This is a genomic window from Staphylococcus canis (genome assembly GCF_016238445.1).
In the GTDB taxonomy this organism is placed as follows: Bacteria; Bacillota; Bacilli; order Staphylococcales; family Staphylococcaceae; genus Staphylococcus; species Staphylococcus canis.
Genome location: NZ_JABANU010000012.1, coordinates 24,474 through 42,445, shown reverse-complemented (window position 1 = coordinate 42,445; position 17,972 = coordinate 24,474). Strand labels below are relative to the sequence as shown.

At 34.4% G+C, this 17,972-nt stretch carries 19 protein-coding genes; 2 read left to right on the top strand and 17 right to left on the bottom strand.

All coding sequences use genetic code 11. The annotated features are described in order from the left end of the window. Positions 1-17: 17 nt before the first annotated feature. The 17 genes from HHH54_RS05815 to hemQ all read right to left on the bottom strand — a co-directional run bounded on the left by HHH54_RS05815 (position 18) and on the right by hemQ (position 15,912). Positions 18-734, bottom strand: coding sequence for a hypothetical protein (locus HHH54_RS05815; RefSeq protein WP_198617902.1), 717 nt, complete (start codon positions 732-734; stop codon positions 18-20). 144 nt (positions 735-878) lie between these two features. Continuing rightward, positions 879-1,382, bottom strand: a complete 504-nt coding sequence (locus HHH54_RS05810) for an SA0570 family protein (RefSeq protein WP_198617901.1) — start codon at positions 1,380-1,382, stop codon at positions 879-881. A gap of 89 nt (positions 1,383-1,471) precedes the next feature. Beyond that, positions 1,472-2,272: an alpha/beta fold hydrolase gene (locus HHH54_RS05805; RefSeq protein WP_198617900.1), complete on the bottom strand. Its 801-nt coding sequence runs from the start codon at positions 2,270-2,272 to the stop codon at positions 1,472-1,474. After that, entirely contained in the window at positions 2,272-2,976 is a 705-nt protein-coding gene (locus tag HHH54_RS05800) for an HAD family hydrolase (protein ID WP_198617899.1), read from the bottom strand. Before HHH54_RS05800 ends, HHH54_RS05805 begins: the two co-directional genes overlap by 1 nt. 40 nt (positions 2,977-3,016) lie before the next feature. After that, complete coding sequence (locus HHH54_RS05795; protein WP_198617898.1) at positions 3,017-3,979, bottom strand: FecCD family ABC transporter permease; 963 nt, start codon at positions 3,977-3,979, stop codon at positions 3,017-3,019. Next, positions 3,969-4,850, bottom strand: coding sequence for a helical backbone metal receptor (locus tag HHH54_RS05790; RefSeq protein ID WP_198617897.1), 882 nt, complete (start codon positions 4,848-4,850; stop codon positions 3,969-3,971). The genes HHH54_RS05795 and HHH54_RS05790 overlap by 11 nt, the downstream gene beginning before the upstream one ends. Positions 4,851-5,018: 168 nt before the next feature. Next, entirely contained in the window at positions 5,019-6,677 is a 1,659-nt protein-coding gene (gene argS / locus HHH54_RS05785; RefSeq protein ID WP_198617896.1) for an arginine--tRNA ligase, read from the bottom strand. A gap of 13 nt (positions 6,678-6,690) precedes the next feature. Continuing rightward, entirely contained in the window at positions 6,691-7,101 is a 411-nt protein-coding gene (locus HHH54_RS05780; protein WP_198617895.1) for a YwiB family protein, read from the bottom strand. Positions 7,102-7,376: 275 nt separating this feature from the next. After that, a complete protein-coding gene (locus tag HHH54_RS05775; protein WP_198617894.1) occupies positions 7,377-7,892 on the bottom strand; it encodes a YwhD family protein in 516 nt (171 codons plus the stop codon). A gap of 34 nt (positions 7,893-7,926) precedes the next feature. Next, positions 7,927-9,225: an HD domain-containing protein gene (locus tag HHH54_RS05770; RefSeq protein ID WP_198617893.1), complete on the bottom strand. Its 1,299-nt coding sequence runs from the start codon at positions 9,223-9,225 to the stop codon at positions 7,927-7,929. A 25-nt stretch (positions 9,226-9,250) separates the two neighbouring features. Then, positions 9,251-9,727, bottom strand: coding sequence for a GNAT family N-acetyltransferase (locus HHH54_RS05765; RefSeq protein WP_198617892.1), 477 nt, complete (start codon positions 9,725-9,727; stop codon positions 9,251-9,253). A 390-nt stretch (positions 9,728-10,117) separates the two neighbouring features. Then, a complete protein-coding gene (locus HHH54_RS05760) occupies positions 10,118-10,450 on the bottom strand; it encodes a YuzB family protein (RefSeq protein WP_198617891.1) in 333 nt (110 codons plus the stop codon). Between the two features lie 119 nt (positions 10,451-10,569). Next, on the bottom strand, positions 10,570-12,111 hold the full coding sequence (locus HHH54_RS05755; RefSeq protein WP_198617890.1) for an SLC13 family permease: 1,542 nt from the start codon (positions 12,109-12,111) through the stop codon (positions 10,570-10,572). 162 nt (positions 12,112-12,273) lie between these two features. After that, complete coding sequence (locus HHH54_RS05750) at positions 12,274-12,741, bottom strand: threonine/serine exporter family protein (RefSeq protein ID WP_198617889.1); 468 nt, start codon at positions 12,739-12,741, stop codon at positions 12,274-12,276. A gap of 12 nt (positions 12,742-12,753) precedes the next feature. Continuing rightward, complete coding sequence (locus HHH54_RS05745; protein ID WP_198617888.1) at positions 12,754-13,509, bottom strand: threonine/serine exporter family protein; 756 nt, start codon at positions 13,507-13,509, stop codon at positions 12,754-12,756. A gap of 21 nt (positions 13,510-13,530) precedes the next feature. Beyond that, positions 13,531-14,874, bottom strand: a complete 1,344-nt coding sequence (locus tag HHH54_RS05740; RefSeq protein ID WP_198617887.1) for an APC family permease — start codon at positions 14,872-14,874, stop codon at positions 13,531-13,533. 285 nt (positions 14,875-15,159) lie between these two features. Next, positions 15,160-15,912: a hydrogen peroxide-dependent heme synthase gene (gene hemQ / locus HHH54_RS05735; protein WP_198617886.1), complete on the bottom strand. Its 753-nt coding sequence runs from the start codon at positions 15,910-15,912 to the stop codon at positions 15,160-15,162. 191 nt (positions 15,913-16,103) lie between these two features. Here hemQ and pta point away from each other — a divergent pair, with 191 nt between their 5' ends. Further along, positions 16,104-17,093 carry a phosphate acetyltransferase gene (gene pta, locus HHH54_RS05730; protein ID WP_198617885.1) on the top strand — a complete coding sequence of 330 codons (990 nt, stop codon included), beginning with the start codon at positions 16,104-16,106 and terminating at the stop codon, positions 17,091-17,093. Then, positions 17,093-17,929: a lipoate--protein ligase family protein gene (locus tag HHH54_RS05725; protein WP_198617884.1), complete on the top strand. Its 837-nt coding sequence runs from the start codon at positions 17,093-17,095 to the stop codon at positions 17,927-17,929. The genes pta and HHH54_RS05725 overlap by 1 nt, the downstream gene beginning before the upstream one ends. Positions 17,930-17,972 lie beyond the last annotated feature (43 nt).

The window sequence follows — 17,972 nt, the reverse complement described above, 5'->3', positions numbered from 1 at the left end:
TTTAAAAGGGAGTTTGATTAACTTTGTTTTCTGGAAGAGAGTTCAATCGTATAAAAAATAATAAAAATTAATATCATTATCCAAATTGATATCGATATTAATTGCGCAATTTGATTATTCCAAATCACAGCGTCTACTGTTTTTTGTGAAAATAATAACCCCATTCCTGTATATTCTAACCGTTTATGGTAAAGACCTAATAACGCGAGACTAACGCCAATAACAAATACTAGAATATGTGCATATAGTGTCACAATATATATTCCTAAATCCACGTTAAACGCATTTAATAATATAACGATAATCGCAACAATCGCTAATACAATCCCCGTATAGCTTTCCATCTTATTACGATATAAATAATTCTTTTTCATAATTCGTGAATAAATTAAAATTGAAACCGGTAAAATGATTACCATATAGACGATTGATAATCCTGTCGCAGCACCAAACGGTACAAGTTGTTTATCATATAAATATGATAATAAGATAAAGTTAATAATAAAAAATACTACTGGATTGAATTGTAATGTAAATAAATTCTTTTGAATGGTTAATATGATTTCGGCTGGGGACTTTTGTCTATACTCGATATAATCTATATTCTCTGCTTCTGATTTTTGGATATCTTTACGTAAACTTTCTTTGACATCATCGATTAGACTTGGTGAAACCCCTTTATAAGTCAAATAATCTTCCACATTATCTAATAATACGCGGTCATTAGTTCTCATATAATGCTCCATTCTTTAATTATTCTCTGTCATTATAAATATCATAAAATATATTGATTTAACCTATAACATACCCTTAATATAAAACCTAGTATTGAGTCATAACGTTCTAGCCTTCTCAATACTAGGTTCTTAATGATACTTTTACGCTTCAATATCAATACGGTACAGTTTCAGTACTTGATCTTCTGGTGCTTCACTTGTAAATTGGTATGATACTTTACCATCTTGAATATAGCCATGATTTCCTGTAATACGATTATAATGTTCTCGCATTATCGCTTGGCGGCTTACAGTTGATTTAACTTGTTCATATGTTGCGCCATCAAGTTCTTTGTAACTCATTGCGATATGTGTCACCTTCGCTTCTGGTTGATCGCCATTTGTTGTTACAACAAGCACCCCTTGAGGTAAGTAGTATTCATGATAATGTTCGTTACTATATGCTGCTTGGCTTTGTATACCTTTACCATATTGCTTTTCTACTTGATGCAATGTGTTACCAATTGTAACATGCTCTATACTTCTAGCGCCTTCTTGAAACGCTTCAACCGCTTCAATGTCATTGCCATCATACGCTTGAACACCTGCATTCAAACTGAAAAACATCATACCTGTTATTAAACATGCACTTGCGAGTTTTTTCATGGTTATGACACTCCTTTGAGTTATAACTAGCGTATTCAATTGAATTATACCCTAAGTTGCAAATAAATAACAATATGATTACATAAAGATTACAAATCCATATTTTGAGTTGTTTTGTGCATAAAAGCTTTCACGGATTTTAAAAACTTTTCCGTTTCTTCTACAAATGGATAAACTCCAGATTTTTCAAATAGTTGGTATTCAGCATTCGCTAAATGTTCAGCAACATATTCTGACTCAGTTGGTGATACACGTTCATTTGCCTTACCTCCAATAACAAGTGTTCGCACTGTAATATCAGGTAAGAATGATTTAATATTTGTATTTAAAAACGATTGATTAACTGCATTCTTTTCATAATCTGTTAATAATCCTTCTGAGTCGTTAACGCTTTTTAAAAATTTGCGTACTTTATGATTAGAATAATATAAATGTTTTTCTAAGAATTTTTCTTGATCACTATCATCCCAAGTTCTAATTTTTTCTGCATATTTTCTGAATAAACGATCTTCAGGTAATAAGTCGTCCATAGCTGTCGGATTGATTAAAATCAACTCTGATACTTTTTGTGGGAATCGTAAACTTAAGTCTAGTGCGATAGAACTACCTAATTCGTTTGCGATAAATGTCGCTCTGTCAATGTATAAGAAGTCAAGGAGTTCATTTACATCTTGTGCATATTGATGAAAATCTATATTTAGCGGTTTATCAGAATAACCGTGTCCTCTCATATCAATTAATATCACTTGAAAATATCGTGCTAAACGTTTCGCAATCTTTTCAAACACAGTATGGTTCATATGAATTGAATGAAGCATCACAATTGGATAGCCTCTCCCCATTGAACGATAATTCAAAGCTGTTCCATCAGTAGTACGGAATAATTGCATTACTCTTCTTCCTCCTTTGAAATATTTAAAATATCCAGTAACTCTTCTAAAGTTTGTATTTCGAAATCCATTTCTGAATCACAAGGTCTTAATTCTTCATCTTGATTATCATGACGATACCATACACTCACCATTCCCATTGCGCGCGCAGGTGCTACATCATTTAAAGGATCATCGCCAACATAAATCACTTCTTCTGGCTTAACATCAAGTTTTTCAAGAATATCCTCATAAATTCGAGGATGTGGCTTACGAAAGCCAACAGTTTCTGAAGTTGAGATGTGATTAACATAATGTTCTATCCCTAACGCATAGATACGATACTGCTTAATTTTAGTTTTACCATTCGCAATAACTCCGATTTTGTAACCTGCTTTATTTAACAATTTAAGCGTATAGTTTGTATCATAAAATGGAAAGACATAACGATAAAAATGCATTTCAAAATCATAAAATAAATCTTTCCAACTCAATCGATCAATATTAAATTGCTTAATAATCTCTTTATACACATCAGGTTTATCGTGGTCCTCATCATCATCTAAATCAATAAACTTTTTCTTAAAATCTGTTGCTTGAACGCGGACTAAATAATCGTGAAACCTTTCATACTGTTCTTCAATAAATTTCTCACGTGATTTTTGACGATCTAATAAAGTACCCTCTAAATCAAAAATAATCGCTTTAATTTGTGTTAAGTCCATTGTCATAACCTCATTATATTCTTTTCAGTTTAATATTATATTAGTCAATCGTTTTGCGATGTTCAACTATCATTAAATAAAACATGAGCGGGATACCAATCAGTGCTAAAATAATGCTTGCTGGTATCTGTTTAGGTGCTAGAATTTGCGCTCCTATTGTATCAGATAGTACCATAACAGCACCGCCTATGACCATATTTAATAACATTTTATAGATTAAAGTACTTTGCATAATCCTTTGTACAAATTGAGGAATAACGATACCGATAAAACCAATTACACCCGTAAAACCCGTAATTACTGTAGCAAGTAATGTCGATAGTATTAACACGATTATAGAAAGCTTCTCTACATTCAAACCTAAACTCGCACTAGAATATGTATCTAATTGTAATAACTTAATTTTAGATGCTAGTAGAAACAAAGCACTCACAACTAAAATAAGCGTGATCGCTATAACCCATACTTCTGTATACTCAGCTGATGAGACGCCTCCAAACATGTAATTTAATATACTTTGTAGCCGCCTTGGTTGTGATTGAATAATCAAATACAATATCGCATTTAATAAAGCACCTATCATAATACCAGATAAAATTAAAGATTTTGAAAAAGCATTTCTCGCAATCAATTTAGTAATACCTATTACTAAAAATAATGTCACTAAACCTATGAACATCGCAAACGGTGGAATCCAGATAAATGATAATCCTAAAAATGTTGCAAGCGCTGCTCCTACTGTCGCTCCGCTTGCAAGACCCAATGTAAAGCTATCAGCCATGGAATTATTTAAAATGATTTGAAACATTTGTCCTGCTAATGTTAGCCCCATACCAACTAATAAAGCAAGCAAAACCCTTGGCATTCTAACCCCAATAATCAATGTTCGCACAAGAGGAGTGGACCAATCAATATTGCTAAACAAGCTATACGCAATACATATGACTAAAAGAAGACTCCATAGCGAAATTGTTATGAAGTCTTTTTTACGATTATTGCGCATAAATAGCATCTCTCAACTTTTTCAAACCATCATCTAATCGAGGACCTGGTCTTGATAACAAATCATCATTTAAGGCGATAATACGATTGTTTTTTACAGCGTTGATTACTTCAAAGCCACTTCTTTGTTGGACCTCTTTTTGATACGCTTTGGTAGAGTCACCAGAAATCGTTATCATCACATCAGGATTTCTTTGAATAATTTGTTCTTTACTTACTTTTGGCCAACCTTCTATATCTGAAAAAACATTTTTTGCGCCGAGTTGTTTCAACATATCATTTAGAAACGTATCACGGCCAACAGTATATGTTTCTGGTTGTGAAGAAACTTCGATAAATACAGACGGCTGTTTATCAGTTTTAGGTATACTGTTCTTAATCTTTTTAATATTATTTTGAGTATCTTTAATTAATTGCTTTGCCGCTTCTGATTTTCCTGTGAGTTGCCCTATTTCCTCAAATGTTCCATACATCTCTTCGATAGACTGAGCATCCTTGATATACTCTACATGAACGCCACTATCTTTGAGACTTTTTAAAATTTTACCTTGAGCAGCTTTTTGTGATTCATGTGCTAAAATTAGGTCAGGTTGCGCTTTAATGAGGTCTTCTTTATCTAAATTCATCGCGTCAAATTGTTCTTTGTTTTTTACATCAGACGGATAATCATCTACTGTAGAGACACCTACAACCTTATCCCCTTCACCTAATGCATATAAAATCTCAGTATTACTAGGCATTAAAGATATACTACGTTGCGGATCTTTTTCAGAAGATGTTTTCTCACTGCCAGGTTGATCTCCTTTGAAATTACATCCAGCTAATATTAACAATGTTGCAACAAACAAAAAGGTTAATAATTTTCCTCTCATGATGATGCTCCCTTGTGTTTTAATCATTCAAATTATGTACATACAAAAATAAAGTCAAGACATTAATACGTATCGTTTTCCATATATAATAGCGTCATTTGAGCTCACTTACTCATAAATCATACATACTTTGTCTCAACTTTATTTTGTCATATTTACACGTTGATATTACATTGATTCAGGTGCAGTGACACCCACTAAGTGTAAAGCATTTCTCAAAGTAATTCGTGTCGCTTCAATTAAAGCTAAATGTGCTTGGGTCTTTTCTTCTTGTTCAGTTAGTACCTTCTCCGCATTATAAAATTTGTGGAAGTGTGCTGCTAAATCTTGAATGTAATTTGTCATACGGTGAGGTGCACGCGCTTCTGCCGCACTTTCGATAGTCGCTTCAAATTCTGCAACTTTTTTCAATAGTTCAATCGCTTTTTCATTTGTGATTAAATCATATTGACCACCTGATTTAACTTCATATCCTTTTTCTTTAGCTTGGCGAAGAATTGAACTAATACGTGCATGAGCATATTGTGCATAATATACAGGGTTATCTTGTGATTGTGATTTAGCAAGTTCCATATCAAAGTCGAAATGTGTATCCGGGCTACGCATTGTTAAGAAATAACGTGCTGCATCTACGCCAACTTCGTCCATAATTTCACGTAATGTAATCGCGTTACCTGTTCTCTTGCTCATTTTAACTTCTTCACCATTTTGCATGAGTCGAACCATTTGCATAATTTGAATTTCTAAACGCTTACTATCAACACCAAATGTTTCCATAGAGGCTTTAAGTCGATTAATGTATCCATGGTGATCTGCACCAAATAAATTAATCAATTGGTCATTACCACGTTGAATTTTATCATAGTGGTATGCGATGTCTGGAAGAAAGTACGTATAAGTTCCGTCTTTTTTGATAAGTACACGGTCTTTATCATCACTAAAATCTGTTGTACGTAACCAAGTAGCCCCATCTTTTTCATAAGTGAATCCGAGTTCTTTCATTTTTTTAAGAACTGCCTGAATCTCATGATTTTCATATAAAGAAGTTTCACTAAACCAATTATCGAAGTGTGTATTAAAGTCTGCAAGGTCTTGTTTTAACTTCTTCATTTCATAATCGACACCTAACTGTCTAAATGCTTTTAAGCGTGCTTCATCAGACATTTCTTTTAAATCTGGACGTTTTTCTGCAAGATCTTGGCCAATATTTTTTATATCTTGACCATGATAACCATCTTTTGGCATATCGGCATCTTGCCCTAAACTTTGAAGGTAACGTGCTTCGATTGATAAGGCTAAATTCGAGATTTGATTCCCTGCGTCATTAATATAATATTCACGTGTTACATCATACCCTGCAGCATCAAGAATATTACTTAGTGTATCACCTACTGCTGCATTACGTGCATGCCCAATGTGTAAATCACCTGTCGGGTTAGCTGATACATATTCTAATAAAATCTTAGAGTCTTTTGGTGTTTCAACACGACCAAACTGTGAACCTTTTTGAAGTGCATCATCAATGACATCATATAAATAACTTGAATTGAGATAGAAATTAATAAAACCAGGGCCTGCAATGTCAATAGATTCCACATGAGCCGCATCTTGATCAAAATGGTCGACGATGAGCTGTGCAATTTCACGAGGGTTTCGCTTAGCAATCTTAGTGAGTACCATCGCAATGTTTGTAGAGTAATCACCATTTTTAGTATCTTTTGGAATCTCAATTTTAATATTTGGCACTTCATCAGTAAGTTGTGCTTTTTGAATACTTTGTTTGATTTCTTGCACTAGTGTTTGTTTAACTTGTTCGACAATATTCATCTCGTCGCTCCTTTCACGATTCTTTATAAGTCATTTCGTATTGATAGACACCCATCTTCTCATCATCTTGATATAATTCATAGTGCACTTTAAGTTTACCACCTTCATCAGTGACAAAATGAAGAATACTTAAAGTATGTACAGTGAAGACCATTTTCCCTTCAGGAATATGGTAATACGTCACAGTATCATGTCCTTCTACAAAATGCAGTGTCATGTTAATATCGCCTTTACGAATAATTTTAACACCGTTATCAACAAATTTGATAGTAACATTCACATGAGTATCTTCAACCTGTTCTTCAAAACGAATATATTCAGATTTTTTCTTCATCCAAATGCCTTGGGTTTGATGAATAAACTTCTCTTTTTGTTCATTTTGTTTTACGATTTGTCGTGTCTTAATATCAACATGTCTCTCCACAGGCTTAATCACCTTACTTCTTAAAATAATACACACCATTATAACATAGATATGAAACGACCGTTAAGATAGTAATAAGTGATTGGATGGAGTCATGGAGATGAGAATTTTTTAATCTAACGAAAAATAGGGGTGATGATCTTATTACTTTAATGACTAATCACCACAATAATAAGGAAGTCACTTGAAAGAACCACCTTACTGTGTTAGATGCATATCATGCACAGGTATGAGTGGTTCTTTTTAACAGTTTTATAATAAGTAGATTACAATCACTAACTATTTTTTGTTAAAGCATCACGTAATTCATCACTTGAATTTTGCCACATTTCTTCATTGTGATTAATTAAAAAGTCAGCGAGTACTTTACGATTGTCGGCACCAATCTGATCAGTGATCACTTTGTGTTTCAACGACTTATCCATCATATTGACATGTTCTGGCATACTTTTATAGCCGCGTTTGATGGATTTATTGACAAGTAAATAAGCAGCTGTTAATCCCGCATAGTAAGGACCATTTTTACCGCGTTCAGTTGTAACCCAGCACAGCCAGTACGCTTTAGCACCTTCTACATCTACTGTATCTTTATCAGTAATCCATTTTACACCACGTTCAACTTCTGCACGTGCATGCATAGCACCAATATCAATAAATGCTTCTTGCGCTTCAATATCAATAAAAACAGGTGCAATATTATCTAGACTAATTGAGCCAATATTGGTACCTTTATGTCCATCTAATGGATCTTTCTTGATGATATTAAAATTAAACCCTTTCTTTTGAGCCATTTAAAAGTCCTCCTCTATTTACAATGCTTTGTATCTAATTTAGTTCATTTAATAAATTGATAATAGCTCCTTTTGTCTCAGGATCCTCAATACTTAAAATCAACTCTTTAGGATAATATAACTTGTAATCCTCACGTTTTATCCCAGTAATACTAGATATAATAAGTGATTGACTACTAATTTCTCTAATATCTCCTTGTCTTTGTAAAAGATGAATAGGCTGACGATTTGAGCCTGGTCGATCATAATCATAAGGCAAATCAGAGAACGAATCACTCACAAAATAGTACTCAGGATCGATATTAGCTTTTCTAAATAAATCCTCTAATTCTGTAATGGTAATAATGGAACCATCAAATGGTAAGTGCTTAAATAGATCTCGATTTATAAAACGACGTGATAAATCGCTTAATATCTCATCTTCTTCATTCATCCATTCTTTAATATAAAATGTCACATCCGCTTCATCTAACTTAATATAAGATTCAATGGTTGTGCGTTGCTCGAAAAAAGGTACAAAATCACGTGGTGCGACTTTAAATTCATATCCAGCTTCATATAAATGCTTGGCACGTTTAAAACAGTTGTTCAGTAAAACTTCTCCACCACGACTTACAGGATGAAAATAGATTTGCCAGTACATCTGATAACGACTCATAATGAAGTTTTCAACGGCATGCATCCCACTATCTTTAATGAGTACCTCATCTTTCGAAGGTCGCATTAATCGCAAAATCCGCTCCATATCAAACATTCCATACGAAACACCCGTAAAATAAGCGTCACGTTGTAAATAATCCATTCGATCTGCATCAATTTGAGACGATATCATTGAAATCACAAGTTTGTTGGGATGGGATTTATTAATCACTGAAGCTACTTGTTCTGGGAATTCAACACTTACACGCTTTAACACTGCATTCACTTCAGTGTCACCTGTAATAATTGCTTGCGTATATGCCTCATGATCCGTACCAAATATTTTTTCAAAACTGTGCGAAAAAGGACCATGTCCTAAATCATGTAGCAACGCTGCACACATCGCTAATGGTCGATCTTTAGGATCCCATGCATCATGTCCTTTAAACGCTTCGTCAATCATACGTCTTACGATTTCATACACTCCTAAAGAATGGCCAAAACGACTATGTTCTGCGGTATGGAAAGCTAAATTCAAAGTACCCAATTGCTTAATTCTACGTAATCGTTGAAACTCTTTAGTTTTAATTAAATCCCATATTAATCGATCCTGAACATGAATATATCGATGTATTGGATCTTTGAATACTTTTTCTTCTGATAACTTGCAATCAACATAAGCTGGATCTGACAATTCTAAAATCCTCCTTACCTTCACATTATCTTAATTGCTTTTTCATCAAAGCAAGGTGCATAGATTCACCGTACATCACATGTTCATACGTCCGTACAATCTCAAATCCTTGGTTTTCATAGAAAGAAATAGCTTTCTTATTATTTTTATCCACTTCAAGATAAAGATCCTCATAATCGTCTAGATACGCTAATCCTTTTTCTAACAAAATGCGACCATATCCTTTATTTTGTGAATATGGTCTAACATAATGCGCTGCTAAAAACACACCTTCACCTTTAATGAAGTTCGCAAATCCTACAACTTCTTCATCTTCAATCGCGACTAGAAATAATTGTTCTTTTAAACGTTTTAACAAATGCTCTTCATTATAGGATGCCGCAAGAAGTTCATTAACTGTTGTTGCTGCGTAAATATTCAAATATGTGTTATACCATGCTTTAGTCGCTACATCTCGAATCCCTTTTACATCATCTGGTGTAGCAATTCTTACTTCATACATTTAAAATCGCTCCTTATTGACTTATAACAGGACAAAATTATACTTTTGAGAGCTACTGATCACTTTAAAATGGATAGTATGTGTTTTCCTATATATGTCTTCTACTTTATTTTCCTATGTCAATCGTAGTTGATTTGATAGGTGGAATAACCTTTATTATACCACAAAGCCAAGTTGGATTATTACCTTCTTATATGCTACCTCAGCCTTCTTTAGTTATTCCCACTATCACTACAATCATACATGAATCTATCAACTAAAAAATAAGCAGCCCCATGAATCTATCATGAAACTGCCTATATCTCTTACATTTATATATTCAAGATATTACATGCAAATCAGTGATGTAACTGTCAGTAATATCCCCACTTCGTCAAGTAGCTAATATCATTATTTACGTTTGGAAAGCTTTTCTTTAAGTTTACGATCTTGTTCTTCTTTACGGCGTTTACGTTCTTCATTACGTTTTCTAAGACGCTCTTCTTCTTCAGGATCACGCGGCTTTTGAAGTTGCTTTTCAACTTTTTCCATCAATTCTTCTTCAGTAAGTGCTGCAAGTGGACGATTATTTACAAATGCAAACGTTTTACGTCGTCCCGGTCCACAGTAAGATTGACAACCTACTTCAATTTCTGCATCTGGATCTAACTTTTTTAATTTTTGCATGACACTCTTCACATTAACCGCCTGGCAATCATCGCAAACCATAAATTTATTCTTCACCTAACTTCCCACCTCTCATCAAATTTAACTCTACTTATTTTACTCTTTTTTATCAGTTTTTCAAGTTGGGCAGTTTAATTAAGTGATTATTTTTCTATTTCAGAACATCAACTTTATCATTAATGTTTGATTGGTATACTTTGAGTCATATCAATTCCTAATACTAATGGCATTACAAAGTATACAATTAAAATAATAACAATGACGCTCATAACGTTCATCGCAAACCCTTTCATAGCCATTTCTTTAATTTGAATTTTACCCGTTCCAAATACAATCGCATTTGGTGGTGTTCCTACTGGCAACATATATGCACAGTTAGCTGCCATTGCTGCTGGTGCCATTAGCAATAAAGGATGGACATTAATGGCAACCGATAAAGTGGCAAGTATTGGTAAAATCATTGTAGCAGTCGCTGTATTGGATGTAATTTCCGTTAAAAATAGGATAAACACTGTAATGACAATCACAATAATCAATGGACTTACACCATTGAGTGATGTCAGTTGCTCACCTAACCATGCGGCAAGACCACTTTCTTGAATTCCTTTTGCTAAAGCGAGACCACCGCCGAATAAAATCAACACACCCCAAGGTAACTCTTTCGCAACAGACCAGTCAAGAATGCGTTTATACTGATGTTTGGCTGGAATTAAAAATAATAGAATGGCTACAAACATGGCGATCGTCCCGTCAGCCACAAGCTCTGTATAATGCCATTTTGATAAAAGAAATTCTCTTGAAATCCATAAAAAACTTGCGATTAAAAATACAATAAAAACAACTTTCTCTTCATATTTCACTTTACCGAGTGATGTTAATTTATCTTCAATGACTTGACGACCACCTGGTAAAGTTTTCATATCGTGACGAAAAGCAATGTATTTAAAGTAGAGCCACGCTAATATAATAAGTAAAAATACTGTAGGTATCCCAATAACCATCCATTTTGCAAAACTCAACTCAGCACCAAAATGTGATTCATATTGTCCTTTTAAAATAATAAGTGGTGGTGTTCCAATAAGTGTACCAAGGCCTCCCATAGTACCTGCATAGCCAATACCCAATACAAGTGCACGCTCAAATTTGCTTAATGACGCATCATTTGAATGATCACTTTTTAATTCGTGTGCTTCTTTAATAATCGCTATCCCGATTGGAATCATAATCATTACTGCAGCTGTATTTGACACGAACATGGATAACCCTGCAGTAGCAAGCATAAAGCCAAGTAATATTCGTCCAGTACTTGTCCCGATAGCTTTAATAATATTTAAAGCGATACGGGTATGTAAATCCCATCTTTCCATTGCAACAGCAAGAATAAATCCCCCTAAAAATAAATAAATGATGTCATTCCCGTACTGCGCTGAAACTGTTGCGCTATCCATTACATGGCCCAATGGCAATAAGACAAGCGGTAGTAAACTTGTAGCTGGAATAGGAATCGCTTCTGTAATCCACCATAGCGCAATCCACACTGCAATTCCTAACACATAAACCCCTTCAAATGATAATCCATCAGGCCTCACCCATAATACGATGCCTAAAAATAGTAAAGGTCCTAAAATTAAACCGATCAACTGGCTAATCGAATACGACGGATCCTTTTTAGGTTGATTGTAAAATGTTAATACTCTTGATTCTTTCGGATGCGACATGCGTATCCTCCCCCTTTTACCCCTTTATATGTGAAGTTTTGATAGCTATATTATATCATATTCAACATGTTATATTTCTTAATATTCACACATATTTAAATTAAAAAAATCCCCAATAGATCATATTTAAAATCTGACTATTGAGGACACGTCAATTTAATATTAATGTGATTTATTTATATTCTTTTTGAACATCGCTGTTGGCTTTTTAATATAGGATTTCGCGATTTGGTTTGAAAATAATAACCCTACCGCAATCGCACCTGCAATCAATGTGGCACGTACGAAGATATCATTCGCTTCGTTAAAGTCTAATGTTAATAACTTTTGCGCACCTTTAAAAAAGATACTCCCAGGTACTAATGGTATGATACCAGGTACCATAAATATAATGACAGGTGCCTTACAGACTCTAGCCATAATGTGACTCATTAAACCTAATATGAAACTGCCACAAAGACTTGCATAAATACTGTCAATTTGAAAAGTATGATTTGTAATGTAAAAAACGATGTAGCCAAGACCTCCACAAAGACCAGCTGGTACAAACAATCGTCTTGGCGCATCATAAATAAATGCAAAACCAAATGCAGTTAAAAAGCTAGATATAAACGTTAAAATAAGCGTCATGCATTCACCTTCTTACAAAAGAATAAATGCTGTTGTAATCCCAGCACCAATACCAAATGAGGTCACAATGGCTTCTAAAAATTTTGCGGTAAACATCAACATATGTCGCTCAAATAAATCTTGAATAGCCGTTGTAATTAAGACCCCCGGCACAATAGGCATTACTGCAGCTGTGATTGTTGCAGCCAAGTTAGGATTACCTAACCAACGATTCAACAAAATTGCTACAATACCTATCACGATTGCTCCCAACATATCTGGAATAAATAATGTTAAATGTTTTTCTTTCATCCACTCTGTTACAAAATAACCGAGCGCACCTGCTGATACAGCTGGGAATAAATCTATCCAACTCGCATCTTGTAAGTATAAAAACCCCATAGAAATCATGCCTGCAAATAACATTTTATGCCACAACTTATAACGATCTGATTGACGATCGATACGCTTGAGCATTTGATACGCGTCTTGATATGTCAACTGTTGCTTAGAAATTTGACGCGAAATTTCATTTACTAAAAACACATTACGCAAATTGGTATCATTTTTGTTAATTTTAACCATACGTGTATCGTGGTCAGGTGAAAGCGAAAAATTGATAAATATATTAAGCGCATAGCCTTGTGTATCAAAATAACCATAACTCGCAGCAATTCGCTTCATTGTATCTTCTACGCGAGAAGCTTCAGCACCACACTCTAATAATATTCGACCAGCTAAAATGGCAATATTCGTGACCTCGATATCTGTAAGCTGTGTTTCAGTCATATTTTTCACCTACTTTTAAATTTATTGATGTGTTTTCAACCAATAAATAGGTACACCTACGAGTAGGCCTATAAGCGCAATTCCTGTACCCATTGGATCCGACACTAATGTATTAATAATAATAAACAATCCACCCATCATCGCCAAAATAGGTAAAATGGGATATAACGGTACAGAATAAGAACGTTTTATTCCTTTATTTCTACGTCTTAATATAAATAAGCCTACAAAAGAAGCTACATAGAAGAAATAAATGATGAATATTGTAATTTCAGATAAATAATCAGCATCAAAAATATCCGGAAATGCCACACTTAAAGTTAAAATAATGAGTGTTAACGCCGTCATAACTAAATGAGCCCCAATTGGCGTTTCGAATCGTCTACTAATATGTTGTACATATTTGGATCCTGGCAATAAATGGTCTTGCGCCATAGCAAATGGAATACGTGGAAATGTGATAAGTTTTCCGTTAAGTGTTCCAATAATTGAAACGATCAATCCAATATTTACAATTTTCGCGCCTAAACTACCAAAAATTACAGTTGCCGCTTCAACACTTACACTATTACCTAATAAGTAAACGTCTGGTGCCGGTAGTATTTTAAATATCGCAACATTAATTAAGATATAAACAAGTGTAACGATAAGTATGCCAATTAACATAGCAAGCGGCAAATCTTTTTGTGGTCGCTTCATTTCACCAGACATTGTCGTCAACATAATCCAACCATCGTATGCAAATAATGTAGCAAGTACCGCACGACCAAAGTTAACTGTACCATCATGTTTTAAAATTACATCTGTAACGTCATAACCAAAAACACCTTCATTACCTAAAATCAAACCAAAAATCACAATAGCAAAGATTGGAATTAATTTAGCAAGCGTCGTGATATTTTGAACACTATTCGCATAATGCGAATCGACGATATTAACTACAAGCAAAAACAGAAAAATACCTGTTCCTATTGGCACAGTCCATATTCCGTCCATACCAAAAAAATTAGTAATCAGTATGCCTAGAAATAGAATTAACGATACGATAATTGCAGGACCATATAATACCGTTAATGCATAACCAGTTAAATACCCCCAAAATGAACCATATATATCTTTTATGTAAGCATATAAGCCACCTGTACGTGTAATTTGTGCACCCACCTCAGCAATTGTAAGGCCAGATGCTAAAGTAAGAACTCCACCAATAAGCCATGCCCACAATGCCATATTGTTCGTACCCGCGTACTCCAGTACAGAACTCGGCTTAACGAAAACCCCCGATCCAATAATTGTTCCAACAACTATTGTAATTGCTGTGAACAATCCAATCGTCGGTTTTAATTTTTGTTGCTCCGAATTCATATATGACTCCCCTTCTCTTTATTAATATAATGATAATACTATAACATGAGTACACGACTGAAATCTGTTTTTTTATAAAATTTTTGTATGATTTAACGCTTTAAAGTGCTTAAAAGACGGTATTATATGATTCTTAAACCAATAATATAACATTTATATAGTGTATCGCTTAAGAAATATATTATTTTGATGTACTATACTTAAATCATTCGATTGAAAAAGACGAGACTTAAAAGGTCATGCAATATACTCACATTCCTATTTAAGCCTCGTCAATGTATTCAATTATTTGGAATTAATATCAAATAAAGCTGGAAGATCTGTAATTTGATGTCCAACAAAGAAGCTTCCAAACTCTCCATAACGTGCTGTTGTTTCATCAAATCTCATTTCATACACGATTTTTTTGAATTGAAGCACATCATCTGCAAATAATGTAACGCCCCATTCATAGTCGTCAAATCCAACAGAACCAGTGATAAATTGTTTGATTTTACCGGCATATTTACGTCCAATCATACCATGATCATACATCAGTTTTTTACGTTCTTCCATAGAAAGCATGTACCAGTTGTATGTCTCATTACGACGTTTATTCATAGGGTAGAAACAAATATAAGGTCTATCTGGTAATTCTGGATAAAGTCGTGCTCTCACATGAGGATTCTCATAAGGATCTTCATTTGAATCTCCTGCTAAGTAATTACTTAATTCAACAACTGAGACATAAGAGTAAGTTGGAATAAAATGATCTGCAATTGGCAGTTTGTTTATTGCTGTTTCAATCTCAGTTAAATCTTTCATTTCAGGGCGTAAGAACCATAATAAAAGATCAGCTTTTTGACCTGTAATATTATAAAGTACATGGTCTCCTTTACCATTATCTTTTTCGGCTTTCAAACGTCTTAATAAAGCTTCAAATTCCTCCACCATTTCATGACGATCCGCTTCAGGTACCAATCGCCATGTGGCCCAATCTATTGCATAAAATAAGTGTAAACTATACCATCCATCTAAAGTCTCTGCTGCATGACTCATGAATCAACACTCCTTAAATTCTTAATATTAATGTCATTATCCATATTAACATATATTTTATTTTTAAAGTGCCGAAACCTTTTATCGCTTTACACGGAATCGTAATAAATCTGTCCATGGAAATTAAGGCTCAAATAGCGTATAATAATACGTGGCATTTTATTGTTTAAGGAAAGTAAAGGAGGACCATTATGTCTAGTTTATTAGATGTATTAAAAAACAAACTTTCAGGTAAAAATGTACGTATTGTACTACCAGAAGGTGAAGATGAACGTGTATTAACAGCAGCTGTTGATTTACAAGCTTCTGACTATGTAACTCCAGTTGTTTTAGGTAACGAAGCAAATATTCAATCATTAGCTTCAGAAAAAGGCTTAAATATTGAAGGTATTGAAATCATCCAACCTGATAAAAGTGACTTAAAAGCGGAATTAGTTGCACAATTTGTTGAACGTCGTAAAGGCAAAGCAACTGAAGAACAAGCACAAGAATTATTAAATAACGTGAACTACTTTGGCACAATGCTTGTATATGCTGGCCACGCAGAAGGTTTAGTAAGTGGTGCTGCACATTCAACTGCAGACACAGTAAGACCTGCTTTACAAATTATTAAAACAAAACCTGGTGTATCTAAAACTTCAGGTATCTTCTTTATGATTAAAGATGACAAACAATATATCTTTGGTGATTGTGCTATCAATCCAGAACTTGCTGCACAAGATTTAGCTGAGATTGCAGTTGAAAGTGCAAAAACAGCTCAAAGTTTTGGTCTTGACCCTCGTGTTGCAATGCTTAGCTTCTCAACTAAAGGTTCTGCCAAATCAGACGACACTGAAAAAGTAGCTGAAGCAGTTAAACTTGCTCAAGATAAAATTGAAGCTGATAACTTATCTAACGTTGTAATTGACGGTGAATTCCAATTTGATGCTGCTATCGTTCCTGAAGTAGCACAAAAGAAAGCACCTGGCGCTAAAATCCAAGGTGATGCAAATGTCTTTATTTTCCCTAGCTTAGAAGCGGGTAATATCGGTTATAAAATTGCACAACGTTTAGGTGGTTTTGATGCAGTTGGTCCTGTTTTACAAGGATTAAACTCACCAGTGAATGACTTATCACGTGGTTCCTCAATCGAAGACGTATATAATTTATCTATTATTACAGCTGCACAAAGCTTACAATAATGGATTTAGCATCAAAATATTTTAACGATGTCGCATGGCGCTATGTCGATCACTCATCTGGTCTAGAGCCCATGCAATCGTTTGCTTTTGACGATACGTTTTCAGAACGCGTTGGTGGAGATATGTCTCCAAATGTCGTTCGTACGTGGGTACATCAACATACAGTCATTCTAGGTATTCATGATGCGCGATTACCTTTTTTAAAAGATGGTATTCAATATTTAACAAATCAACGTGGGTATAACGCCATAGTTCGTAATTCTGGTGGTTTAGGTGTTGTACTCGATCAAGGTATATTGAATATTTCTCTAATATTTAAAGGTAAAACAGAAGTATCAATAGATGAAGCATTTACAGTGATGTATTTGCTTATTTCAAAAATGTTCGAAGATGAAGATGTGGATATTCACACCCATGAAATTGTCCACTCTTATTGTCCCGGAAAATACGATTTGAGTATATTCAACCAAAAATTTGCTGGTATTTCCCAACGTCGTGTACGTGGAGGAATAGCTGTTCAAATTTATCTTTGTGTTGAAGGATCTGGCAGTGAACGTGCTGCTTTAATGCGTGAGTTTTATCAGCATGCTTTAAAAGGCACTACAACGAAGTTTCATTATCCAGATATCCATCCAGATAGTATGGCTTCCTTAGAAACATTATTAGGACGCCCTATCACTGTACAAGACGTCATGTTTAAATTACTATATGCCATTAAAGACCTAGGTGGACGTTTGAACATGGATCCTATTTCAGATGATGAAATGGTGCTTTATGATAAGTATTATGATCGTATTATTGAGCGTAATGCAAAAATGAATGCCCAAATTGAATAAGCACGCAAAAAAGCGGCTAGTGATTTTATGTCACTAGTCGCTT